Annotated in this window: 23 protein-coding genes; 8 read left to right on the top strand and 15 right to left on the bottom strand. The window is 41.4% G+C overall.

Translation table 11 applies throughout. From position 1 onward, the window contains the following. Nucleotides 1-118: 118 nt before the first annotated feature. The 10 genes from GGR21_RS02720 to GGR21_RS02675 all read right to left on the bottom strand — a co-directional run bounded on the left by GGR21_RS02720 (nucleotide 119) and on the right by GGR21_RS02675 (nucleotide 9,624). On the bottom strand, nucleotides 119-2,533 hold the full coding sequence (locus tag GGR21_RS02720) for an exopolysaccharide transport family protein (RefSeq protein ID WP_183305641.1): 2,415 nt from the start codon (nucleotides 2,531-2,533) through the stop codon (nucleotides 119-121). A gap of 31 nt (nucleotides 2,534-2,564) precedes the next feature. Then, on the bottom strand, nucleotides 2,565-3,317 hold the full coding sequence (locus tag GGR21_RS02715; RefSeq protein ID WP_183305640.1) for a polysaccharide biosynthesis/export family protein: 753 nt from the start codon (nucleotides 3,315-3,317) through the stop codon (nucleotides 2,565-2,567). Between the two features lies 1 nt (nucleotide 3,318). Continuing rightward, nucleotides 3,319-4,131, bottom strand: coding sequence for a polysaccharide biosynthesis/export family protein (locus GGR21_RS02710; protein ID WP_183305639.1), 813 nt, complete (start codon nucleotides 4,129-4,131; stop codon nucleotides 3,319-3,321). Nucleotides 4,132-4,155: 24 nt separating this feature from the next. Beyond that, nucleotides 4,156-4,719 (bottom strand): peptide deformylase, encoded by a 564-nt coding sequence (def, locus tag GGR21_RS02705; protein WP_183305638.1) that lies wholly within the window; start codon nucleotides 4,717-4,719, stop codon nucleotides 4,156-4,158. A 4-nt stretch (nucleotides 4,720-4,723) separates the two neighbouring features. Continuing rightward, the gene (gene ruvX, locus GGR21_RS02700) at nucleotides 4,724-5,149 is read right to left on the bottom strand and encodes a Holliday junction resolvase RuvX (protein ID WP_183305637.1); all 426 of its coding nucleotides are present in this window, start codon (nucleotides 5,147-5,149) and stop codon (nucleotides 4,724-4,726) included. Nucleotides 5,150-5,517: 368 nt separating this feature from the next. Next, a complete protein-coding gene (gene lptB / locus GGR21_RS02695) occupies nucleotides 5,518-6,354 on the bottom strand; it encodes an LPS export ABC transporter ATP-binding protein (protein WP_183305636.1) in 837 nt (278 codons plus the stop codon). A 65-nt stretch (nucleotides 6,355-6,419) separates the two neighbouring features. Next, nucleotides 6,420-7,460, bottom strand: coding sequence for a branched-chain amino acid aminotransferase (locus GGR21_RS02690; protein WP_317169858.1), 1,041 nt, complete (start codon nucleotides 7,458-7,460; stop codon nucleotides 6,420-6,422). Nucleotides 7,461-7,633: 173 nt separating this feature from the next. Next, on the bottom strand, nucleotides 7,634-8,176 hold the full coding sequence (locus GGR21_RS02685) for a peptide deformylase (RefSeq protein WP_183305634.1): 543 nt from the start codon (nucleotides 8,174-8,176) through the stop codon (nucleotides 7,634-7,636). 189 nt (nucleotides 8,177-8,365) lie between these two features. Then, entirely contained in the window at nucleotides 8,366-9,091 is a 726-nt protein-coding gene (locus GGR21_RS02680; protein ID WP_183305633.1) for a DUF1349 domain-containing protein, read from the bottom strand. A gap of 56 nt (nucleotides 9,092-9,147) precedes the next feature. Continuing rightward, nucleotides 9,148-9,624, bottom strand: coding sequence for a PaaI family thioesterase (locus GGR21_RS02675; protein ID WP_183305632.1), 477 nt, complete (start codon nucleotides 9,622-9,624; stop codon nucleotides 9,148-9,150). A 170-nt stretch (nucleotides 9,625-9,794) separates the two neighbouring features. On the opposite strand from GGR21_RS02675, the gene GGR21_RS02670 reads away from it, so the two are divergent. From GGR21_RS02670 to GGR21_RS02660, 3 genes are read left to right on the top strand one after another with little or no spacing between them, the layout of a single operon-like run. Further along, complete coding sequence (locus tag GGR21_RS02670) at nucleotides 9,795-10,277, top strand: RNA polymerase sigma factor (RefSeq protein ID WP_183305631.1); 483 nt, start codon at nucleotides 9,795-9,797, stop codon at nucleotides 10,275-10,277. Nucleotides 10,278-10,287: 10 nt separating this feature from the next. Further along, complete coding sequence (locus GGR21_RS02665) at nucleotides 10,288-10,851, top strand: hypothetical protein (RefSeq protein WP_183305630.1); 564 nt, start codon at nucleotides 10,288-10,290, stop codon at nucleotides 10,849-10,851. A gap of 19 nt (nucleotides 10,852-10,870) precedes the next feature. Beyond that, nucleotides 10,871-11,794 carry a TraB/GumN family protein gene (locus tag GGR21_RS02660; RefSeq protein ID WP_246347974.1) on the top strand — a complete coding sequence of 308 codons (924 nt, stop codon included), beginning with the start codon at nucleotides 10,871-10,873 and terminating at the stop codon, nucleotides 11,792-11,794. Nucleotides 11,795-11,851: 57 nt separating this feature from the next. Here the strand turns inward: GGR21_RS02660 and GGR21_RS02655 are convergent, their stop codons facing one another. The 5 genes from GGR21_RS02655 to GGR21_RS02635 all read right to left on the bottom strand — a co-directional run bounded on the left by GGR21_RS02655 (nucleotide 11,852) and on the right by GGR21_RS02635 (nucleotide 16,237). Then, nucleotides 11,852-12,181, bottom strand: a complete 330-nt coding sequence (locus tag GGR21_RS02655; RefSeq protein WP_183305628.1) for a DUF2752 domain-containing protein — start codon at nucleotides 12,179-12,181, stop codon at nucleotides 11,852-11,854. 158 nt (nucleotides 12,182-12,339) lie between these two features. Further along, nucleotides 12,340-12,549, bottom strand: coding sequence for a hypothetical protein (locus GGR21_RS20775; RefSeq protein WP_221232885.1), 210 nt, complete (start codon nucleotides 12,547-12,549; stop codon nucleotides 12,340-12,342). A gap of 112 nt (nucleotides 12,550-12,661) precedes the next feature. Then, entirely contained in the window at nucleotides 12,662-13,504 is an 843-nt protein-coding gene (locus GGR21_RS02645; protein WP_183305626.1) for a hypothetical protein, read from the bottom strand. Between the two features lie 5 nt (nucleotides 13,505-13,509). Continuing rightward, nucleotides 13,510-15,387 carry an ABC-F family ATP-binding cassette domain-containing protein gene (locus tag GGR21_RS02640; RefSeq protein ID WP_183305625.1) on the bottom strand — a complete coding sequence of 626 codons (1,878 nt, stop codon included), beginning with the start codon at nucleotides 15,385-15,387 and terminating at the stop codon, nucleotides 13,510-13,512. A gap of 295 nt (nucleotides 15,388-15,682) precedes the next feature. After that, complete coding sequence (locus tag GGR21_RS02635; protein ID WP_183305624.1) at nucleotides 15,683-16,237, bottom strand: bacteriophage terminase small subunit; 555 nt, start codon at nucleotides 16,235-16,237, stop codon at nucleotides 15,683-15,685. A 116-nt stretch (nucleotides 16,238-16,353) separates the two neighbouring features. On the opposite strand from GGR21_RS02635, the gene GGR21_RS02630 reads away from it, so the two are divergent. The 5 genes from GGR21_RS02630 to GGR21_RS02610 all read left to right on the top strand — a co-directional run bounded on the left by GGR21_RS02630 (nucleotide 16,354) and on the right by GGR21_RS02610 (nucleotide 22,551). Next, nucleotides 16,354-17,760: a carboxypeptidase-like regulatory domain-containing protein gene (locus GGR21_RS02630; protein WP_183305623.1), complete on the top strand. Its 1,407-nt coding sequence runs from the start codon at nucleotides 16,354-16,356 to the stop codon at nucleotides 17,758-17,760. 119 nt (nucleotides 17,761-17,879) lie between these two features. Next, entirely contained in the window at nucleotides 17,880-20,255 is a 2,376-nt protein-coding gene (locus GGR21_RS02625; RefSeq protein WP_183305622.1) for a transglycosylase domain-containing protein, read from the top strand. A gap of 21 nt (nucleotides 20,256-20,276) precedes the next feature. Next, nucleotides 20,277-20,825 carry a GYF domain-containing protein gene (locus tag GGR21_RS02620; RefSeq protein ID WP_183305621.1) on the top strand — a complete coding sequence of 183 codons (549 nt, stop codon included), beginning with the start codon at nucleotides 20,277-20,279 and terminating at the stop codon, nucleotides 20,823-20,825. Nucleotides 20,826-21,117: 292 nt separating this feature from the next. Further along, a complete protein-coding gene (locus tag GGR21_RS02615; protein ID WP_183305620.1) occupies nucleotides 21,118-21,273 on the top strand; it encodes a hypothetical protein in 156 nt (51 codons plus the stop codon). Nucleotides 21,274-21,375: 102 nt separating this feature from the next. After that, nucleotides 21,376-22,551 (top strand): MFS transporter, encoded by a 1,176-nt coding sequence (locus tag GGR21_RS02610; RefSeq protein WP_183305619.1) that lies wholly within the window; start codon nucleotides 21,376-21,378, stop codon nucleotides 22,549-22,551.

Genomic DNA, 22,551 nt, shown 5'->3' with positions numbered 1-22,551 from the left:
TTATATTGTGATATTAACGCTGTTAATATTAATTTATTTATCAGACAGGCAAATATATGAATAATAGATTAACAAAAAAGAAGAGAGACCGTTGTGGCCTCTCTTTTTAATATATTTTTTAGTTTTCGAAATAATCATCGTGATAATAAGAATTCTTTTTGAGGTAGTAAGTCTTGTCTCCGTAGTAGCGGGATGTGCCATAATACCCTTCACGTCCCTTCACATCATTAAATATAAGCGCGATGTTTCCTACGCCGTCTTGCTTCAACTGGGTGATAACGCTCTTGAAGAACGATTTGTTGGTTTTGGCTCGGCGTATCACAAAGAGTGTAGTGTCTACGTATTCCGATAGTATATAGGCATCGGAAACCAGTCCTACAGGGCTGCAATCTATTACTACATAGTCATATATCTCTTTCAGGTGATCTATCAATTCTTTTGTTTTTGCCGTCTTTATCAGCTCACTCGGATTTGGAGGCAGGGTTCCTGCCGGTATGATATCGAAGCCATAATCAGGGTGCGATGTGATAATGTCGTTGAGATCCACCTGTCCGATCAGATAGTTGGATATTCCTTTCTGTGCTTCCACCTGCAGGGTTTTTGCAACGGATGGACGGCGTAAATCGAGGTCGACAATAATGACTTTTTTGCCCATCAGCTGATATACCGAAGCTATGTTTGTCGCAATAAATGTTTTGCCGTCGGCTGGTTCGGTCGAGGTGACAAGGATGGTTATTTTATTTTCGCGCTGAGCCATGTATTCTATACGTACACGCATATTCCGGAACGACTCGGCAAAACTCGATTTAGGATAGTTTTTTACCAGAACAACACCGTTGCTGAGCTTTTTAGATACATTTTCGATGGTGCCAATAACTGGTAGCCCCGATATTTTTTCACACTCTTCTTTAGTCGTTATGGAGAAGTTCAGCACTTCTTCTTTCAGGATAACAAAACATAGAGGTATTATCAATCCTATGATAAAGAAGTACATATAGTTTTTGTTAAGTACATCGCCGTTATATGCTCCTCCCATCCGGCGGGGTACTTCCCATACTGTATTATCGGGCATATTCGATGCTTTCTGTATCTCAGCCTCCCTCTTTCGTTGCGTAAGGTATTGCTGATATATTTCATTCATCCTGTTCTCATTCTGAAACTTGATCAGATCCCTTTCCTGAGGAGGCAAATTGTCCATCTTTGCATCCAGTACGATGTATTTCCTTACCAGGGCGTCTTTCTGATCTTGTAGGTATACCTGTTGCGACTGTACTTCTGTAAGTATCTGTTTCCTGTAGTCGTTCAATTGGTCTATGATCCTGTTGTACAGAGGGTTTTTTGGTCCCAGGTTTTTAGCTCTGTTAATTATTTCATTGTATTTGATAATCAGTTCACTCAGTTTCCGGTTAGTGATATTCAGGTTTGTCGGCTCAATTAGTTCTTCACTTCCCATGATACCTTCTTTTACGGCTTCAGTTAAAGCCAGTATCGAACGTTCCTTTATCGCTAAGGCGTCTTTCTCTCTGTTGGCACTATCCAGATCTATTTTCAGCGATTGGGATGTTATATTGTAAACACCTGTTTCTCTCTGAAATTGCTCGAGTTTAAGGCGAGAAATATCTAATGAGTCGTTTATCAGTTTTAACTGATTATCGAGAAAGGTGATCGTTCTTTCGGCCTGTTCATTTTTCAGGGCAAGGTTATAGTCAAGGAATTCATCGAGAAGAATATTCAGATAATCAATGTCTCTGTCAGGGTTTGGCCCTGCCATTGAAATATTAAGTATCGTGGAATTCGATGCCTGAAGACGTGAATCTATGCGCCCGCTAAACATTCCGATCAGTGTATTTTTACTAAGGAAAGTAAAGCTAAAAGAGCTAATGTCGGGTTTAAACTCGTTCAGGTCTTTACGAAAAGCGTCGGTTTTAGTCAGTTTTATCTTAAACAGAGAATGGGTTATTTCCTGATCGTAAGGAGCTGTTATCCTGATCCGTTCGTCTGATTCGGAGTTTTCTTTATAACTGATTTCGCATTTATCCTTGTCTATATATGTAATATCGTAAATGTAATTATATGCAGCCGGCTGTAATTCAATGATGTCGACACGCACAGGGGTGTCGGTATAGAGGTTGATTGATTTGAAGCGGGTCTGTTTGAAATAATCGACACGCATTCTGTCGGGTAAGCGGTTGACGGTACGTTCTGTCAGCCCGTACGATTTCAATACGATTTGCTGGTTCTCAGTGTTGCGCAACAGGCTGGCTGTGGGTACTGCTCCGGCAACAACACTGGCCGAGTTCTTATCTTCCAGTATCATCACAGCTTGTATCATGAATTGGGGCACCCATGTTTTATTTTTTATGAATGCATAAGTCAGGCATAAAGCTATGGAGATAACAAAAAGATACCAGTACTTGAGTATTCTGTAGAACCACAATATAAAGTCGAAAGAAATGTTCGTTTTCGATTTCACTTCTTCGAAATAAGGGTCGGTATTCTCGGCCTTTTTTATGTTATTTTTGTTAATATCCATAATTCGAATCTGTTGCGGTAAAGTTTTTTGTTTAGAAATAATAGAAAATAGAGTAGAGGAAGAATGTCAAAGGTCCGGTTATAATGGATGTAAAAGAGGCCAGGGAGTCGATGTTGAAGAATGCATTCTTATTGGTCGGGAAATAGATCACATCGTTGGGCTGGATGTAATAAAATTCTGATTCTATTACATCCTGCGATCTCAAGTCGAATGTTTTCTGATCGGTAAATCCATCGGCATTCTTCCGTACGATAGTCACCTTTGTAAGATCCATAGTCCCTGTTGTTTGTTGCGATATCGCCAAAGCCTGATATAGGGTCAGGTTGTCTTTGTAAACCCTGTAAGATCCTCTTTTGTCGTTTGCATAGATATAAAAGAAATTGTTTGCAAGGGAGACTTTTACCTGTACGTCCCTGACCGATTCCTGCATCACCTTCTGAATGATGCTTTCGGCTTCCTGTATCGTATATCCGGCTACTTTGGCTACACCAAAGAAAGGTAGTATAACTGTGCTGTCTTCGTATATGGTGTAAGTTTTCAATGCATTCTGGTTGCTGGTGAGTACTGTGTTGAATGTAGAGACCAGTTCCTGATCGCTCGACGAGATGGCGCAACTTATCATATCTCCTACTACCAGACGGTATTCTTCATAGGGTTGTAGGGGATATTTTTTGTCTATTGGCTGCATATAGTTTATTTCATCGCTGGAAATACATGAAGAAAACCATCCTGTGAATAGCAAACCGACAAAAATTATATATGTGTGTATATGTCTTTTTTTCATATCAGAATATTCTAAGTATAACAACCACTGCACTGGCTACTGATAGCAGCATTGCTACTAAAGCAGGGAAATTGTTGGTTGAACCGAGGAATTTCTTGGAAGATTGAGGTATGTATATCACATCGTTAGGTTGTATGTAATAAAATTCAGAATCGACAATCTCCTTACTTCTCAGGTCGAACGTTTTTGTTGTTGCTCCTTCTATATTCTGCCTTATGATAGTTACCTGCGAACGGTCTCCGTACGGGCCTATATTAGTTGCTATGGCCAACGCCTGGAGTATGGTCATTGAAGTGCTGGTCATTGTAATACGGTTTGCCCCGCCTTCGCCTAGTATACTGAAATATCTGTTTGCCAGCGTAACATCGGCTGTTGTGCCATCCGAAAAGGTACTTAATTTTTCACTGATTACATTTTTGGCTTGTAGCATGGTAAGTCCCTGTACATATATTTTCCCTATGTAGGGAAATGTGATTGTGCCGTCAGCATATACTGAGACCGGCGCAATGTAATCGGTATTCTGTAAACTTTGTATCTGAGATCCGGTGTTTACTCCGGTACCCTGGTCAAATCCTCTGTATGTCAGTCGTGGAGTATATCCCGAAAACATGCGGGCGGTCTCATTATCCCACGCATATACAACTATGCTCAACTGGTCGCCGGGTATGATGCGGTATTCTTCAGCCTTTACTAATACCTGGGGATGATTCATTTTGATATCCTGCAACAAGTCTGTGTTTTTACTTGTTACGCACGAACTAAGGCTAAAAACAGCGCAGATCAGTATCAAGAATATTTTTGTTATGCTTCTCATAAATCTATCTGTCTCTTTCAGGTTTCACCTTTTACCTTCTACAGCTTTCACTCTATAATGGCAATTTACTCTACCCTTTATTAAATTGTTCAGTTTGTTTTTTATCAATTGTTTGCGTATAGGCGATATCTTGTCGGTAAACAGTTTGCCTTCTATATGGTCATATTCGTGCTGGATACACCGGGCAAAGAACTCACCATATACTTCATCATGAGCAACGAAGTTTTCGTCCAGATATTGTATCCTGATTGTTTCCTCTCTTTCCACACCTTCATGTATTCCGGGGATGCTGAGGCATCCTTCTTCCATTTTTACGATTTCGCCTGTATATTCTACTATTTTGGGGTTTATAAAGACTTTTTTGAACCCTTTGTATGTCGGATTGTCTTCGGCAAGCGGTTCCAGATCGATAACAAAAAGACGGATATCCAGCCCTACCTGTGGTGCTGCCAGTCCAACGCCATCGGCATTATACATGGTATCGAACATATTGCCGATCAACTCCTTCAGGTTTGGATAATCGGGTGTGATATCTTTGGTCTCTTTCCTTAAAATAGGGTGTCCGTATAAATATATTGGTAGTATCATATTGTTATTTGTTCTGTAATCGAAGGCTTTCCATATAGCTTTGTAAAATAATAACTGCACTTATTTCGTCCACAAGGGCCTTATTTTGCCGGTCTTTCTTTTTTAGTCCGGCTTCAATTATCGTTTTTTGGGCTAAGGCTGATGTAAAGCGTTCATCATATAACTCTACGGGAATATCAGGATATAACGATTGTAATTTCTTAACAAAAGGACGTATATGCTTCATATTGTCAGAATATTCGTTGTTCATCTGTTTCGGTAGTCCAACAATAATCCGCTCTACATCTTCGTTTTCAAGATATTTTTTCAGATAATCGAGCAATGTATGGGTTGGTACAGTCGTCAGGCCGTTTGCTATTATTTTCAGTGTGTCCGAAGCGGCCAGTCCTGTTCTTTTGGTTCCATAATCTATTGCCAGAAATCTTCCCATATTATCTGGCAAAGATAGATAAAAATATTTATTTATATGTATTAGTAGCTGAATTTTAAGGTTCTGTTTCATTGTTCATTTTGGCATTGCCCAAAACGAATCAAAAAGAGATCTGGCATAAACCGGATAATAACTGATATACTCTTTTGTCATCCTGACCACAGGGAAGGATATTTCTCCTATATTAAGTGATGTTTAGATCCGCTTCACTCTGCCGATTTTGCCTCGCCTGCGCTTTGGCGATTGATAATTCAATTCACTTTCGTTCAACAGAGGTGGTGCAAAGACAAAACTTAACGGAACAGTGCTTTTAGGTGTTCCCTATTTGCTTAGTCTGTAGTAAATTGACTTGAAAATGAGATAGATATTTATAAAAATAGATCGGTGCCGGCATCTATTATATCTGATATGCCGGTTTCTCTGTTTTCAGTTTCATTCAGGTATTCAAAATTCCTGCGTTTCAGTTCAAAGTCCCGCCCGAGGTATTTCTCCCTAACTATTTCATTGTTAGCTAATTCCTCAGCTGTTCCCTGAAAGAGTACTTTCCCTTCGAAAAGGAGGTAGGCGCGGTCGGTGATACTGAGTGTTTCGTCTACATTGTGGTCGGTGATGAGGATACCGATGTTTTTGTATTTAAGTTTCGCAACGATTTCCTGAATGTCCTGGACGGCAATAGGGTCTACTCCGGCGAAAGGCTCGTCGAGCATGATGAATTTGGGGTCGATGGCCAGGCAACGGGCGATTTCCGAACGGCGGCGCTCTCCTCCCGACAATCTGTCTCCCAGATTTTTACGCACTTTGTGAAGTCCAAATTCATCTATAAGGCTTTCCAGCTTTTCTTTTTGATATTCGGGTGAAGTCTTTGTCATTTCCAGTACAGAACGGATATTATCTTCAACAGTCATTTTCCGGAAAATAGAGGCTTCCTGTGCCAGATAGCCGATGCCGTTCTGTGCCCGTTTGTAAACCGGAAACTTGGTTATCTCCTGGTTATTCAGGAATATTTTTCCTTCGTTGGGAATAACCAGTCCCACTGTCATGTAAAAGGTTGTAGTTTTGCCGGCTCCGTTAGGACCCAGCAAACCTACAATTTCTCCTTGTTTTACGTCTATCGAAACGTGGTTTACAACTGTTCTCGATTTGTATCTCTTTACAAGATTTTCGGTGCGCAGCACCATTCTTTCCTGTGTCTGTACTTGCTCCATAAATAAAATAATCAGTTAGCAGTCAGCAGTTAACAAAAGCCTCCGCTCTTTGCCATTCGAGGTTGTTAGTCGAGGACTGTTACCCAGCCATGAGTATCAGGCTCATCGCCAAGTTGTATTCCTCTCAGTTTGTTATATAATTTGGTGCTGACCGGGCCTGCATTCCCATCTTTGGATATAACGTAAGATTTATTTTCATCTATATCGTCGACTCTTAATATCGGGCTGATAACGGCAGCAGTTCCTACTTGTCCGGCTTCTTCGAATGTCGCCAATTCTTCTTCGGGTACAGGACGGCGTTCTACTTTTAATCCCATGTCTTCGGCCAGTTGCATCAGGCTCTTGTTTGTTATAGATGGCAGGATGGATGAAGACTGAGGTGTGATATATGTATTATCCTTAATTCCGAAGAAATTGGCAGGGCCGCATTCGTCCAGATATTTCTTTTCTCTTGCATCCAGGTATAGTACGGCAGAATATCCCATTTTGTGCGCTTTATCGCCGGCAACAAGGCTGGCGGCGTAGTTCCCGCCTATTTTTATTGTACCTGTGCCTAGTGGCGCGGCACGGTCGTAGCCTCTTAGGATGGCTACAGGTGTCGGTTTAAATCCTTCTTTAAAATAAGGGCCTACCGGTGTTACAAAAACAACAAACAGGTATTCGTTGGCAGGTTTTACTCCTACCTGTGCACCCATTCCTATAAGTAGCGGGCGGATATATAGTGAAGCTCCACTGCCGTAAGGGGGAACGAAGCGTTCGTTGAGTTTAACGGCTTTTACTACGGCTTCTTCAAAAATTTCTACCGGGAGTTCGGCCATCAAGGTGCCCTGACTGGAGGATATCATACGCAGGGCATTATCGCGCATACGGAAAATCCGGATTTTCCCGTCTTTTCCTTTGAAAGCTTTCAGGCCTTCGAAAGCTTCTTGTCCATAATGCAGGCATGTGGCTGCCATATGAATGTCGATATACTCCGAGCCGGTTTCTGTCGGGGTACTCCACTTGCCATCTTTGTAATAGCTTCTCACATTGTAGTCTGTCTTCATATATCCGAATGACAGATTTGACCAGTCGATTGCATTCATATTCGTAAAAGTTTTATCAATATTTATGTTAGTAGTTAGCAGACTGTAGACAGTAGTAGGTAGTTAATTTCATGACTCTTAATTTATAACTCCTAACTAACTCCTATTCGTTTATCAGCACAAATGTACAATTTTCACTGATATAAGGATGTTTTTTCGCTCATTATATCAGATAAATTTTCGCATTTATAACATTATTCGCACAGCCTGTCTATGAAAAGAGTTCCCTGCAGGTGATCAAACTCGTGCTGGAAGATAACTCCGGTGAAATCGCCCTCACGGGAATGACCCGACAACCGTTCTTTGATCAGTTCTCCTTTTTCGTTGTAGTATTCTACTTCTATCCATGGATAACGGTTGGTATTTCCTGATAATTCAGGAACTGACAGGCATCCGTCATTCTCAAAGCATATGGTTTCGCCGGAGTGCGCTACGATGCGAGGATTGATTGCCACCTGCACCGGTATTCCCGGTTTGTCGATACGCATAAAAAGAAACAGATTTCTTCCCAGTCCGACTTGCGGAGCGGCTATACCCACACCCGATTCTACAGCCAGGGTCATTTTCAGCCTTTCGATAAAAAATTGCAGGTCTTTGTTTTCCGCTATGTTATTTATATCAAGATCAGTTGATTTTTGCCTCAGAAAGAGGGAATCCTTTTTGTCTGTGGTTAATAATACCCTGTAGGGCGTATTTACGGGCCCGTTGTTTATCAGTGCTACTTCTTCTTTTGTCATATTTTTATTAATGTTGCAAGCATATATACTAATGAATATCATTAGCAGGCAGATTATTTTTTTCACTGTTGTGTCTGATTTTGATTTTATACAAAAATACGAAAAAACACACGAATTACAGGCCATCCTGTAAAAAAGAATAGCCTGTTTTATAAGAGCCTGAAGCAAAGAATAATAGAATTTATTCTATTAATTTCCTGCTCTGTGGTTCGAGATGTAACTTTCTGTCAGGCCCATATCCCTGAAGCACGCAAGGTTATTGCCTTCCTTAGGAGACTGGGAACTGATTCCCAGCCATATTTTTGCGGGGTATTCATTTCTGTATATACGGGCCATATTCCAATCTTCTCCGTCAGGTGAATAATAGAAGCCAATCTGTTTGGTGCTTGACGAAATACGCAGGTATACATAATCCTGGCCGATAATATCGTGGTTGTTATCGTCCGAAGAGCCTTCAGTCCTGACTGTGACCACGCGATGGCGAAACTTCTCGTCACATTCGAAAGCAAATTTCAGCCAGTTATTATTGTCGACATAGATATATACTGTACCAGCGTCGTAGATTTTTTCTATTTTGCTTTCGAGGCGGGTAGTGAAGGTGAATGGTTTGGTATTGTCTATTTCTGACAATAGGATAGGGGCGGTAGCCTCGTTGCGGCCTCCGTCGGGCGATATAAAGTAGTTTGTGCCCGTGATGCCATCGATATCCAATTCGTTATCACTTACATTGTAATGCTTTTCTGCCCCGTTTATTGCTTTCGAGAATTTGATATTCGAGAATGTGAGATCGATGTCTTCCATAACAGCAATGTCGTTACTGTTACCTATGTTACTGTCCGTTTTTTTTTCATTATTACTGGTACATGCCGATAGTAATGCTGAAAATGCTATAACAAGAACTACTGTTTTTTTCATGGCGTTATGTGTTTATAATTAGGATTTAAAGAATACAAAATGAGGTTTATATAAATCTACTTTTCTCCCTCTATCTTACATCCTTTGAAGTAAAATTCTTCCGATGCTTTTTCAGGACTAACGATAAAATATACGAGGTCGGCCCGTGCGCATAATTCTCCCTGCGAATCGAATATTTCCGTTTCCAGAAAGACTGCATTTCGTTTTTGCTCTTTTATCCGGCCCCGGACAGATATCTGAGGTTCTTTAGTGGAGATGCTTTTCATAAATTTTGCCTCCAGCCTGGATGTAACTCCGGTGGTTTGCAGCTTGCGCACAATCACCCATCCCGCCACTTCATCCATCAGGGTGCTTTGGATGCCGCCATGGAGTGTGTCGAGCCATCCCTGTTCATATTTTGTAGGTTTCCAAAGTGCTACAACATCATCCTCGTCCTCAAAGAACTCCATATGTAGTCCGTTCGGATTCTGGGGCGAACAGGCAAAGCACATATATCCTTCCACTCCCTCCCATGGGTTTATTATCTTTTTCATATTTACAAAGGAAATAATTATTCGCAGGTAGAGCAAAATTTGCCGCTGATTTATATCGAATATTAGGGTCATATTTCTAATTTTAGCCCGTAATTAAATAGAAAATAACTTGTATGTTGTGACAAAGCAGAAGTTTTTGCGACATATAATAATAAAAAGGAATTCCGCAGATGGTGCGAACAACTGAAAACGATACTCAGTTTATGGAGATGATACGGCAGAATGAAGGTGTTATATACAAAGTAACTTCATTCTATACCGACGCCGATCATCCCATAGGAGATCTATACCAGGAAGTTGTGCTCAACCTGTGGAAGGCTTTTCCATCATTCAGGGGCGAGAGTAAATACTCGACATGGATATACCGTATTGCGCTGAATACCTGTGTGTCGTTTTATCGCAGGAATAAAAAAAACATGGCGTATGTGGATATTGCGGTAGATGTGCCCGAAGAGGTGGAGAATAATGAGCAAATACAGGAATTATATAAGCTGATAAATCGTCTGGGGAAAATAGAACGCGCTTTAGTATTACTTTATCTCGATGACAAGTCGTACAAGGAAATAGCCGAGATCACTGGTCTTTCGGTAACCAATGTGGCTACAAAACTGAGCCGGATAAAGGATAAGCTAAAGCAGATGTCGAACGAATAAAGGAATTATTATGGATCTGGATAATATAAAAAAAACATGGCAGCAAACAGATATCAGGCCGGATATCGATGATGATAAAATCCGGAAGATGCTGTCGAATGAAGGACATAGTGCCTTTAATAGTTTGCTGAAATATGAGAGATTTGGAATTATCATGTTGATAATATGCTTACCGATAGGTTATCTTGTCTTTGGAAAATACATGCCGGTGGCTGTTAGCTACATTATTTCAGTTTTGTTGGGTATACTTTGGCAATTATATAAATACCGGAAGTTGAAAGAAGTAGATATGGCACAGCATAGTATTACCGAAATATCCAATCAGGTTTATCGTTACCGGAAAATAATATACAAAGAATTCATTGTCGGTCTTGTCTGGTTCATTGCTTTTGTACTGTTTCTTGGATACTGGGAATTTTCGGATGAAGGCATCCCCTCTTTTATATATATAATAGCAATGGCAATTGCCTTTGTTGCTGTTATCTTTACATATAAAAAACTTTACTGGAACAATATAAAGAAACTTGAAGCCGCAATAAAAGAAGTGGAAGAGTTCGAAGAAAATGAAGAATGAAAAATTATAAATGAAGAATATGAAAGTTATTACATCTTTTTTGTCGGTTATCATTTTAGCTTTGTTGCTGAACTTGAATGCATCTGCGCAGAATGCGGAAAGTTATACAGGCTCGTTGCTTTGGAAAGTATCGGGGAATGGGCTGGATAAGCCGTCTTATATACTAGGAACCCATCATCTTGTTCATGTGAATTTTGTGGATAGCATAGCAGGCCTGAAAGATGTGATGGAGAATGCAGAGCAGACAGTGGGAGAACTGGTCATGTCAGACCAGGCAGCTATGCAAACTAAGATACAACAATCGGCCATGATGCCTGCCGGAGAGACGTATCATACCCTATTATCTCCGGAAGATTATACAAAGCTTGATGCAGGAGTCAGTAATGTGGTGGGTGCAGGACTGGCGCAATTGGGAAGCCTTAAGCCGGGTATGATCTCAATGCTTTACACGATTACTCTTTATACGAAAATATATCCGGGATTCAATCCGATGAGCCATGAGGCTATCGATGCTTATGTGCAGCGCATAGCAAAGGAAAAAGAAAAACCGGTTTTGGGATTGGAAAGTGTGGAAGACCAGATATATGCCTTATTCGATGCCACGCCGTTAAAAGAGCAGGCCGAAGCTTTGGTATGTGCGGTAGGGCAACAAGATGATGCAAAAGAACAACTGGATGAGCTGAACCGCCTGTATCATAAAGGAGATCTGATGGGAATGTACAATTTCTCTTTTAATAATCCCGATGATGAATGTCAGGCTTCGCAGGAGCAACAGGATGCATTGCTTAAAGATCGTAATAACAAGTGGATGGAAAAACTTCCTGCCATACTGAAAGATAAATCAAATCTGATCGCTGTGGGTGCTCTTCATCTGGCAGGGGAAGAAGGAATATTGTACCAGTTGGCGAAGCTGGGATATAAGGTAGAACCGGTGAAAAAGTGAATTGTGAATTATAAATGGAGAAAAATTCATAATTTATAACTCATAATTCATAACTCCTTAACCGACATTTCGCCCGATCCAGAACAAAATAATTATTGCAAGAATAATATAGACAGCCCTTTTACTATAAAGGGCTTTTCTTATTTCTGGGTGTCGTTCTTTTCCCCCGAAGTATTCCAGATAAATGCCGGATATAAGAAACGGAATAGCGATAATCAGCAGAGGGTTACTTAGGAATGCTTCTCTGAGATGGAGATGTGACAGGTGGTGTAAAGCCCGTTGTGAACCGCAGCCCGGACAGTCATATCCTGTAAGGTAGTGGAATGGGCACACTGGGAAAAAACCTGATTCTTCGGGGCTGAACAAGTAGAATAAGATTCCTCCCATGATAATAATAATTATAATGGAGAGGAACCGTTGTATATATTTTCTGTCAGTAGCCAATATATTACAGAATTATGTGAATCAGTAGATAGATTTAATCGTTCGTTTTTCTTCAACTTTTTTCTTGATAAAAAAGTTACAAAAAATCAAGGCTGCAGTCCTCACAGACCCACCATCTGCTCAGCGGGGCGTGAAATGGAAAGCGTCCGCAGGACAATCTTTCCATTTAGCCCGTGAGCCTGTAACGGGTCGCACGAAGGATGAGCCACCAAAGCGTTTTTGGTTCCTTTTGGGGATTTGGCCAAAAGGAACACAAGCAATCTCCGATTGCGCGTAGCACAAAAAAACGAACGATTATTTATTACAAACATAATAACTTCAACTACTGATTGGCGTTAATTATAAAAGATAATTATTCTGTCAACACAATGTCTTATGTTAACCTTTTATGTATAGATAAAGTTTTCTGATTTTGATACAACTTCAATCCTTTTTATCTCCGGTATAATAAAATCTGTTTTTATCATAAGAGTAGCTATATTGGTTATAGCCATACAATCTGAAGTTTACCCATTTATTAAATACTTCTGCATAGTCCATATACTCACATTCCCACTCATCATTTCCCTGATACCGGAATGTTTTGATAAGCGCAGAATCCTGATAGACTTTAAACACCCCGCATTCCTGAAAAATATACCGATCCTGAATATTCCATGGTAAACCTTTTAGCTCGGTTTGTATTTCGACTTCGTCTATAAGGCATTTTACCTTATCGTTCTTATATACCAGCTTCAGCTTATTCTGCTGGTGGGTTATATATTCTTTATTTTTTATAAGCTCTATATCCGTTTGTGGAAGCTGTTTGCCGAATAATCTTTTCTCCAACTTATCTAGTTGTTGTTCCTGCCTGTCATATTCTTTTTCATCGTAACTATCGACAATTACGTCTATTGCCGTGAAATCCAGTTTGGAGAATTCATCCACCATACACAATAGCTCATCTAAGGTATGCGCCCTCCCTGTCATTATGTGATATCCTTTCTTACTTTGTGTAAGGAAGATATGCGGACGGGTAAGGATAGGATCGAGCATATAGATTTCAAATTTCTTATCCTGCAATTCCCCTCGCTCGATACGGAGGGCAATATAGTCATCTAATGCTTTGGCTACTCCACTATAATATAATGCGGCTTCTTCCAATCCACGTGCATGGTTTTTACAGATAGCCAGATTCACATGCTTTTCTATAAAGAATCTGTCTGCGCACTCGGTAGCCTGTAAGGAAGTATACACTGTGCAAAACATCAATAAGAGTAGCCTCATTCTTTTCATATCCATTCACTCAATTCCATCCAACGCATGGTCTTCTCATCTATCTCATCTATCAGTTCACCTATACGGTTCGATTTAGTTATGAGGTCGTCGCTCGAAAGTATTCCACTCGAAAGTTCCGCTTCTATATTTGCTTTCTCTTCTTCCAGTTTCGGTATCAGGGTGTCGAGTTCCTCAAACTCCCTCCTCTCCTTGAAAGAGAGTTTTTTCTTTTCATCTTGCTTGGGAACTGCCGATTGAGGCTTCTCTTCTTTTGGTTTAGTCTGTTGCTCTTTTTCTTTTTCCAACGCTTCCTGAATCTCTTTCCATTCCCTGTATTGGGTGTAATTGCCCGGAAAGTCCTTGATCTTTGCCTGTCCCTGGAATGCCAGCAGATGGTCGACCACCTTATCCATAAAATAGCGGTCGTGCGATACCACTATCACGCAACCTTTGAACTGTTGCAGGTATTCTTCCAATATATTCAGCGTAACGATGTCGAGGTCATTCGTCGGCTCGTCCAGTACAAGGAAGTTTGGATTGGTGATAAGAACTGTACACAGGTAAAGTCGGCGTTTTTCTCCTCCCGACAGCTTGTAGACAAAGTTATGCTGCTTTTCGGGCGGGAAAAGAAAATGTTGCAGAAACTGCGAAGCCGTCAGTTTATTACCATTTCCTAAATCGATGACCTCCGCTATATTCTGTATCACATCCAGCACTTTCATCTGTTCGTCAAACTGCAGGCCGTCCTGACTATAATAACCGAATTTCACCGTTTCCCCGATATCGAATCCCCCCTTATCGGGCTGTACTTCACCCATCAGCATTTTGATGAAAGTGGATTTACCCGTACCGTTATTACCAACTACTCCCAGCTTCTCGTAGCGGGCGAAAACATAGTTGAAGTCTTCCAGAATCCGGATATCCCCGAAAGACTTATACACATGCTGCGCTTCAAATATCTTGTTGCCGATATACGAGCCTTTCATTTGCAGTTTCACATTTCCGGCATCCCGTATCTGTTCGGCTTTCTTTTCCAGATCGTAAAAAGCGTCGATGCGTGATTTTGCTTTCGTTCCCCGTGCCTGTGGCTGCCGGCGCATCCATTCCAGTTCCTTTCGCAACAGGTTGTTCGCACGGTCTATCTCTGCATTCTGAGCGCTGACACGCTCGTCCCGTTTTTCCAGATAATAGGAATAATTGCCTTTGTAACGGTATAGCTGTTGTTGGTCTATCTCGATGATCTCATTACATACACGGTCGAGAAAATAGCGGTCATGCGTTACCATCAGCAGACTAAGGCGCGAACGCTGTAAGTATTCCTCGAGCCATTCCACCATATCGAGGTCGAGGTGATTGGTAGGCTCGTCCAGAATAATAAGATCGGGTTCTGTTATCAGCACATTAGCCAGTGCTACCCGTTTCAGTTGTCCTCCCGACAACTCCGATATTCTCTGCTCGAAGTCTGTGATCTTCAACTGTCCCAGAATCTGCTTGGCTCTGTGTTCGTAATCCCATGCCTGAAGCATATCCATCTTTTGCAGGATAGCATCAAGATTACTATGATCCTTTGAATTGATAACCCTTTCATATTCGGCTATCAGGTCTGTGACCTCATTTCCCGACTGAAAGCAGGCCTGCAAAACCGTCAGGTGTTCGGGATATACAGGGTCTTGTTCAAGATAAGCTATACGCAGATCACGACGGAATACTACCGAGCCTTTATCATAAGGTTCTTTATCGGTCAATATATTGAGTAAAGTAGTCTTTCCCGAACCGTTTTTCGCGATCAGCCCGATACGCTCTCCCTCGGAAATACCAAAGGATATATCGGTGAATAATACTAAGTCGCCAAAGCTTTTGGCAAGTCCCTCTACCTGTAAAATAGGTGCCATAAAAAATGTTTTTGCAAAGGTAACATTTTTTACAGTCAACAGTCAATTTGTCTTCTCGCAAAGACGCAAAGTCGCAATTATTATAATCCTTTAGTTTATGAGACTCAATAAAACTCTGTGCGGTTCCTTTTATTCTGCGGTTTTAAATAAAAACCTGACAAACCTGACATAATTTTTAGTTTGCTAGTTCCAAGTTTACTAGCTTGCTAGTTTTATTAATATTCCTTCTAGTAAACTAGTATACTTTTTTCTAGTACACTAAACAAAACCTGACATATCAGTCAACAGTTATCAGTTAACAAGGCATTTCATTCTTAATTTTTTCTCTTTCTTCTTCTGTTGCCATCCTGATGACTTCACTATCCGCTCCGTTCAGATGTTTATCCAGCTGAATAAATAAGTCTGCCTCATGTTGGTTATTTACATAGATAATTTGCTGCCGTAGTTTCGGCTTTTCTGCCGCTTCTTTCTCCTTACGTTTTTCTTCCTGTTCCAGCACATATTTGATTGCCGCTAAGTTCGGCGGATATTGTTTCTTCTTTACTACCCGTGATTTTTCTATCTGCACATGCGGATTGCTTTTGGCAGGTTCGTACACCACTTTCTCTTCTTCGAGTGTATAACCTTCCAGTTTCTTGCGAAGCGAAGCACGGGCAATGGACACCAGCATCTCGTCCCGTTGCTTCATGGCTTCATCCACCGCTTTCTTAAATTCGGGTTTGGTGTCGAGCCACTGGTAATAGGTTTCGCGGGAGATACGCGCTACCATGCATAGTTCTTTTACTGTGTAAATGTCGGATTCGATCAATGATATGATTTCCGATACTAGTTCTTCTGTGTACTTAGCCATAGTTTTTGTTTTTTAGTAGTTAAAGTAGTCAGAGTAGTCAAGTTGATTATTACTATGCCTTAACTCCTCTGACTACTGAGTTTATAGTATAGATAAATAACTTTTTATTTGATAATATGAGATCCACACTTAGATACAGATTTTTTACGACAGTAATCATCATCCTGTTTTCAGTATTGCTTCCATTATCTGCCCAAAACAAAATAAAGGTTCTGGATCAGGCTACAAACACCCCCATACAAGGAGTATCGGTACAATCCGACGATCTTACAAAAGGAACAGTCACAAACAAGGATGGTGAATTCTTCCTGAAAGATTTACCTAAAATCAAAGAAACCGATATACTGCATTTCTCCCATGTGAGTTACACAGGCAAAAGTATTTCACTGAGAGAGACAATAGACAATAACTACACGGTATTCCTTACGGAAAACACCCGCTCTCTGCAAGGAGTGACCGTAGAAGGCAAAAAAATAGAACTGAAACCATTCCTCAGTTATAAAAAACTGGCATCGATGCCAAAAGGGTTATTTTCTTTTGGCGCACAACTGGTTGGCGACAAAATATATGTAGTGGGAGGTAATGAATCAGTTGAACAGGATGATGGTTTAAAAGCCATGTCGGAAGCGAATCCCCATGCTCAGGAACGAGGAAATGAAGCTATGTTTGAGGAATTTGCAAAAAGGCTGGAAAGTTCCACGAAATGGGTCGCTTACAATAACAAGATGTATATATATGACATAACATCGGGCAAATGGGAAACATCCAAACATGAATTTAAAGACCGGGCATACCTTAATATGAATTATTTCAACGGAAAGTTATATATCCTTGGTGGTAAACGATTATCAACAAATCGCAAATTCGAATATCTCGACGAAACTCTGGAAATATATGATATAAGAAAAGACAAAATACATACCGATAAAACAAATCCACATCAGGCAATAAATTTCATGTCGGATATCTGCGAAGACAATATCATTGTGATGGGAGGCTCCGTTAAATTCCGGGAAACAAGCGTAAAAGAAACAAAAAGCTATTCGGATAAGATCCACCTGTTAAACCTCAAAACAGGTTACTGGTACCAATTGGGAGACATGCCGCAAGGTAAAGAAGCCAAAGGAATCGTTATTGGAAACAAGGCATACCTTATCGGTGGATACAACACAAAAGCGTTGGAGACAATCGAATTGTACGACTTGTCATCAGGAAAATGGGATACCGGGACATTACTCTTATATCCATGCGAAAGACCAGCCATCACTTACAATGACAATATTATTTACATTTTCGATGATGGAAAAATACAAACTTACAACACCAGGAACGGGGAAATAAACGCATACCTTATAAACCTGAACCTTAAATACGCGGAAATATATTTTCACAACGAAAAACTCTATATATTAGGAGGATATGAATACAACGAATTTTCAAAAACACCATCAGCAAGTTTATATTCCGTCGAATTTAGCGAATTTAAGAAAACAGAGAAATTCAATACAAATATAAGAAACTGATATTAGCTATTTTACAATCATTCACAGCCTTAACCGAAGCTACTATCAGCATTTAAGTTTTTTTATCTACATTATTGAAACGTTTTGCTTAAATTTGCAGCGCACACTTTTTACACCATATGGAAAAGGAAACGAAAAAGAAGTCAAAGAAGAAAGGTTTTTTCAGCAAAATAAATCCGAAAAAAGCGGTCAAAGGATTATGGATTGCTTTCGGTTCGCTAATAGCACTGGTTATCCTTATTTTTACCCTTATCAGTTTAGGGTTGATTGGTTATATGCCTCCGATCGAAGACCTTGAGAATCCGATCGATAAATATGCTTCGCAGGTATATTCTTCCGACGGAACTATGCTTGGCACATATTCCCAGGCAAAAAACAACCGCATCTATTCCGACTACGATGATTTGTCGCCTTACCTTACACAAGCGCTTGTGGCCAACGAAGATGCGCGTTATTATTCCCATTCGGGAATAGACGCATACGCATTGGGACGCGCTGTATTCAAAAGGATACTACTTTTCGACAGAAGTGCGGGGGGAGGAAGTACTATATCGCAACAATTAGCTAAACAGCTCTACTCGCCACGTTCTAACAGTTTTATAGAGCGTGCTTTACAAAAGCCCATCGAGTGGGTTATCGCCGTAAAACTAGAGCGGTATTATACAAAAGAAGAGATTATAAACCTCTATCTCAACCAGTTCGACTTCCTGTACAATGCCGTGGGAATACAATCGGCGGCACAGGTCTATTTCAATAAAACGCCTAAAGAATTAACTATAGAGGAATCCGCTACACTTATCGGAATGTGTATGAACCCTTCATATTACAATCCTAAGAGATACGCCAAAAGAACAGAAGAAAGACGTAATGTGGTGATGAAGCAGATGCAAAACCACGGCTACATTACTCAACAAAAATACGACTCATTAAAAGCTATCCCTCTGAAATTAGATTTCAAAAGAGTTGACCATAAAGATGGCCTTGCTCCTTATTTCCGCGAATACCTGCGTATCACAATGAGCGCAAAAAAACCGGACAGATCTAATTATGCAGACTGGCAGATGCAACAATTCTCACTGGATTCGCTCAACTGGGAGACAAATCCGTTGTATGGATGGTGTAACAAAAACCAAAAGTCTGATGGTTCGAATTACAATCTGTCTACCGACGGCCTTAAAATATACGCGACAGTAGATTCCCGTATGCAACAATATGCCGAAGAAGCGATGACCGAACATCTGAGCAAAGACCTGCAACCTAAATTCGATAAAGAGAAGAAAGGACGTGCCTATGCCCCTTATGCTTACTCGGAACGAAATAAAGTAGATGAAAGACTCGCCCGTGCCATGAAAAACTCCGACAGGTACAAGGCAATGAAAAAGGCCGGAATATCGGAAAACGAGATAGAAAAGGCATTTAAGAAACCGATAGAAATGAAAGTCTTTTCGTGGCGGGGAGAAACCGATACGATAATGACACCGCTCGATTCTATCCGCTATCACAAATCATTCCTCCGCTCGGGTTTCATGGCTATGGACACCCACAATGGCTATGTGAAAGCCTATGTAGGCGGTATCGATTACGGATTTTTCCAATACGACATGGTGAATATGGGGCGTCGTCAGGTAGGTTCCACCATTAAACCATACCTCTATACACTGGCTATGGAGGAAGGCATGACTCCTTGCGACGAAATGGTCTATGCACAACAAACACTGATTACCGAAAACGGCAAAGAATGGACCCCACGGGGACTGAAAGCATCTAAAGTCGGGGAAACGGTCACTATAAGATGGGGATTACAAAACTCTGATAATATGGTCACTGCTTACCTGATGAGCAGGACTTCGCCTTACACGTTTGTACGGATGCTGTACTCGTTCGGTCTTACAGGACGCATAGACCCGGTAGTTTCCATGTCACTGGGAACTCCCGAAGTCACAGTAGCGGAGATGGCTTCAGCCTATACTTCTTTCGCCAACAAAGGTGTACGTGTAAGTCCTATATATGTAACACATATAGAAGACCAATATGGAAATATCATCGCCAACTTTACTCCTCAGTTACGGGAAGTATTCAGTGAAGCATCGTATGTAAAAATGATAGATATGCTGCAAGGCGTGGTTAACGGAGGAACAGGTAGCCGCATCAGGCGCTATGGCATAACCGCACCGATGGGTGGCAAGACAGGAACGACCAACGACAATACCGACGGATGGTTTATGGGATTCACTCCGAGCCTTTCGGCCGGATGCTGGGTAGGCGGCGATGAAGGCACCATACACTTCGACAGCATGGCCAACGGACAAGGTGCCAGTTCGGCTCTCCCTATCGTAGGACTATTCTATAAAAAAGTATTCGCAGACAAGACCCTCGGATACAGCCAGACTGAACATTTCCCTGTCGTAAAAGGATATGGAGTCTGCGATAAGGCGGACGACGCGGACGACACAAATGACACGCCACCTGTCGGCATCGACAAGATGTTTAAATAACACGAACTGCCCGAAACACGGATGATTAAATACTACTATATAGATGATGTGACCAGGCAACAACAGGGGCCCTTTCCTCTGGATGAGTTGCAAGGTAAAAACATACGCCCCGAAACAATGGTCTGGCGGTCGGGAATGCCCGACTGGAAAAGAGCCGACAGTGTTGAAGAACTGGCTTTTCTGTTCAACAGCAGGATCCCTCTACCCCAGGAGAAGACAGAGCCGGTCAGGCAGCCTTTAGATATCAGGCATAACACACAGCCGTCGTCATACACACCCGGCTCTGCCTACAGAAACGAAGATAGTAAGTGGAACAATGTTGTACCCATGCCCAAGAACTGGTTGCTGGAATCTATCCTGCTATCCATATTTTGCTGTTCACCGGTGAGTGTTGTAGGTATCTTCTTCGCATCGAAAGTCGAGTCTCTCTACTATTCAAAAGATTTTGCCGGAGCTACCCGTGCCTCCAACAATGCGCGCAACTGGTCACTGGCTGGGATATTGTTCATCCCGGTGTGCTACATGCTGTTTATTATATTTGCCGCAGTTGTCAGGGTGCTGGCTTTTTAACAACGTTCTTTTTAATAATTCATGCCAATCAGTAGTTGAAGTTATTATGATTGTAATAAATAATCGTTCGTTTTTCTTCAACTTTTTTCTTGATAAAAAAGTTACAAAAAATCAAGGCTGCAGTCCTCACAGACCCACCATCTGCTCAGCGGCTAAACCAAATAAACTCGCCTTCGGCTCAAACAGAATTTGGTTTCACGCCACTTTCGCAGGGTGGGTACCCCTGTTGCGGACATGATGCCGGAGTCGCAATGCGACGACAAAGATTACCCTGCCTTGGTGGCTTCGCCCGGTGGCATTAAGCCGTAGTGGGGGGCACCCGTCAGGCGAAAGGGGCGTGAAATGGAAAGCGTCCGCAGGACAATCTTTCCATTTAGCCCGTGAGCCTGTAACGGGTCGCACGAAGGATGAGCCACCAAAGCGTTTTTGGTTCCTTTTGGGGATTTAGCCAAAAGGAACACAAGCAATCTTCGATTGCGCGTAGCACAAAAAAACGAACGATTAAATCCATCTACTGATTTGTATAAATAATTAGTGAATATTTAAAATAATGGAAACAGTAAAGCCGAAATTATGGTCGTTGAGTTATCTGAATGTTTGTATTGCAAACTTTCTGATGGCATGCTCATTCAATCTGCTTATGCCGTCGATACCGCTATATATAACGGAGCAAATGGGGGTGGCGCAATCCAAAACAGGTATTGTTCTGGCGTCTTATGCTATTGCATTGATGTTTGTCCGCCCGTTTTCCGGCTATATGGTGGATTTATATTCACGAAAAAAAATATTACTTATTGCGTTTTCATGCTATGTGCTCATCTTTTTTGGCTATTTCTGGGCAAGTACGATTTTGATCTTTGTAATTGTTCGTTTTCTGCATGGCATAACCTGGGGATTGTCGACTGTTTCTTCCAGTACATTGGCTATCGATGTTGTTCCATCTGAGCGCCGTGCCGAAGGAATCGGATATTACGGCACATTTATGAATGTGGCTATGGCCATAGGGCCTTTTGTGGCTATTCATATATATAATACGTGGGGATTCGATCCACTGCTTTGGTGTGCTATCGGTATGGGAACATTGGGTATAATTACGGTGGCTCTTATTAAAGCGCCCGAACGCCCGAAAGTAGAACAATCGCAAAAAATATCATTAGACCGTTTTTTCTTACTTAAAGGATGGCCGATATTTCTGAATCAGCTTCTTCCGTGTTTTGCATGGGGGACAATAGGCCCTTTTGTGGCCCAATATGGTAAAGAGATAGGAATTCCCAATGCGGGTATTTTCTTTCTTTTCTGGGCAGGGGGAATTATGGCTTCCCGTGTGTTTGCCGGGAAACTGGTAGACAGGGGAATGATCCATCAGGTAAATGTGGCGGCTATGGCTATTGTCGCTATTGCTTTCGGTATATTTGCTTTAGTACATAATATATATGCTTTCTGCGCTTCGGGTCTGTTTATCGGTGTTGGCTTCGGGATGATGTTTCCGGCGCTTCAAACGCTTTATATCAACCTTGCCGAAAACAGCCAGCGGGGAACGGCCAATTCTACATACCTCATTGGTTTCGATCTGGGACTGGCACTAGGTATGCTGATCGGCGGATATATAACAGGCTATATGTCTTTCGAGGACTTATATCTGATAGCCGCCGGTTTATGCCTGATAAGTATTGTTCTATACTGGGCCTGTTCCAGAGTGGTCTTTGAAAGAAAGCGATTGCGCTAG

It is taken from the genome of Dysgonomonas hofstadii (assembly GCF_014196915.1).
Taxonomy (GTDB): Bacteria; Bacteroidota; Bacteroidia; order Bacteroidales; family Dysgonomonadaceae; genus Dysgonomonas; species Dysgonomonas hofstadii.
The sequence above is the reverse complement of the archived record's forward strand: the minus strand, read 5'-3'. Positions and strand labels throughout refer to the sequence as shown.

Bases quoted from the DNA above. Each gene is read 5' to 3' on its own strand.
- ruvX (WP_183305637.1), bottom strand. From the start codon at position 5,149: ATGGGAAGATTTCTGGCAATAGATTATGGAACCAAAAGAACAGGACTG.
- lptB (WP_183305636.1), bottom strand. From the start codon at position 6,354: ATGGAGCAAGTACAGACACAGGAAAGAATGGTGCTGCGCACCGAAAAT.
- GGR21_RS02610 (WP_183305619.1), top strand. From the start codon at position 21,376: ATGGAAACAGTAAAGCCGAAATTATGGTCGTTGAGTTATCTGAATGTT.
- GGR21_RS20775 (WP_221232885.1), bottom strand. From the start codon at position 12,549: ATGTTTGTAATAAATAATCGTTCGTTTTTTTGTGCTACGCGCAATCGG.
- GGR21_RS02670 (WP_183305631.1), top strand. From the start codon at position 9,795: ATGGTGCGAACAACTGAAAACGATACTCAGTTTATGGAGATGATACGG.
- GGR21_RS02720 (WP_183305641.1), bottom strand. From the start codon at position 2,533: ATGGATATTAACAAAAATAACATAAAAAAGGCCGAGAATACCGACCCT.
- GGR21_RS02630 (WP_183305623.1), top strand. From the start codon at position 16,354: ATGAGATCCACACTTAGATACAGATTTTTTACGACAGTAATCATCATC.
- GGR21_RS02645 (WP_183305626.1), bottom strand. From the start codon at position 13,504: ATGAGGCTACTCTTATTGATGTTTTGCACAGTGTATACTTCCTTACAG.
- GGR21_RS02685 (WP_183305634.1), bottom strand. From the start codon at position 8,176: ATGACAAAAGAAGAAGTAGCACTGATAAACAACGGGCCCGTAAATACG.
- GGR21_RS02620 (WP_183305621.1), top strand. From the start codon at position 20,277: ATGATTAAATACTACTATATAGATGATGTGACCAGGCAACAACAGGGG.
- GGR21_RS02625 (WP_183305622.1), top strand. From the start codon at position 17,880: ATGGAAAAGGAAACGAAAAAGAAGTCAAAGAAGAAAGGTTTTTTCAGC.
- GGR21_RS02640 (WP_183305625.1), bottom strand. From the start codon at position 15,387: ATGGCACCTATTTTACAGGTAGAGGGACTTGCCAAAAGCTTTGGCGAC.
- GGR21_RS02665 (WP_183305630.1), top strand. From the start codon at position 10,288: ATGGATCTGGATAATATAAAAAAAACATGGCAGCAAACAGATATCAGG.
- GGR21_RS02655 (WP_183305628.1), bottom strand. From the start codon at position 12,181: ATGGGAGGAATCTTATTCTACTTGTTCAGCCCCGAAGAATCAGGTTTT.
- GGR21_RS02715 (WP_183305640.1), bottom strand. From the start codon at position 3,317: ATGAAAAAAAGACATATACACACATATATAATTTTTGTCGGTTTGCTA.
- GGR21_RS02680 (WP_183305633.1), bottom strand. From the start codon at position 9,091: ATGAAAAAAACAGTAGTTCTTGTTATAGCATTTTCAGCATTACTATCG.
- GGR21_RS02675 (WP_183305632.1), bottom strand. From the start codon at position 9,624: ATGAAAAAGATAATAAACCCATGGGAGGGAGTGGAAGGATATATGTGC.
- GGR21_RS02635 (WP_183305624.1), bottom strand. From the start codon at position 16,237: ATGGCTAAGTACACAGAAGAACTAGTATCGGAAATCATATCATTGATC.
- GGR21_RS02710 (WP_183305639.1), bottom strand. From the start codon at position 4,131: ATGAGAAGCATAACAAAAATATTCTTGATACTGATCTGCGCTGTTTTT.
- GGR21_RS02660 (WP_246347974.1), top strand. From the start codon at position 10,871: ATGAAAGTTATTACATCTTTTTTGTCGGTTATCATTTTAGCTTTGTTG.
- def (WP_183305638.1), bottom strand. From the start codon at position 4,719: ATGATACTACCAATATATTTATACGGACACCCTATTTTAAGGAAAGAG.